This window comes from Extibacter sp. GGCC_0201 (assembly GCF_017566055.1).
Taxonomy (GTDB): domain Bacteria; phylum Bacillota; class Clostridia; order Lachnospirales; family Lachnospiraceae; genus Extibacter.
This window is the reverse complement of record NZ_JABFCH010000078.1, coordinates 1-377: the sequence shown is the minus strand read 5'-3', so window position 1 is coordinate 377 and position 377 is coordinate 1. Positions and strand designations below refer to the sequence as shown.

The 377-nt window shown below is 57.0% G+C and carries 1 protein-coding gene and 1 pseudogene; both read right to left on the bottom strand.

Features of this window, described 5'->3' with window-relative positions; all coding sequences use genetic code 11:
- Positions 1-91 (bottom strand): annotated as a pseudogene (locus tag HJV72_RS20555) (FGGY family carbohydrate kinase); the annotation flags it as partial.
- A gap of 80 nt (positions 92-171) precedes the next feature.
- A partial coding sequence (locus HJV72_RS18835) for a transketolase C-terminal domain-containing protein (protein ID WP_305798506.1) occupies positions 172-377 on the bottom strand: 206 nt, incomplete at its 5' end.

Below are 377 nucleotides of genomic sequence, written 5' to 3'. Positions count from 1 at the left end.
TCCTGCGGATCAGGCTGCCGCTCCCGTCGAAGAGGAGGGCCTTCGTCCCCTGGGTGCTCTGATCTATACTGATAATATAATTGTCTGACATCTTTACCCCTCCTAAAATAAGGGTTGTACGATAGGGGTCAGACCCCTGTGCCCACAGGGGTCTGACCCCTATGAAAATTCCTACAAGATTCCCTTTATTGTCTTTACAATTCCTTCCGCGTCCAGCCCGTAATGCCGGAACACCTCCTTCGAGGTCCCCGTGACCACCGGCGCGTCCGGCAGCGACAGGTTGACCACTTTCTTCGGGCATTCGCTACCGACCACCTGGCTCACCATCGAGCCCAGGCCTCCGTACGGGGCGTGCTCCTCTACCGTCACCACCGCTT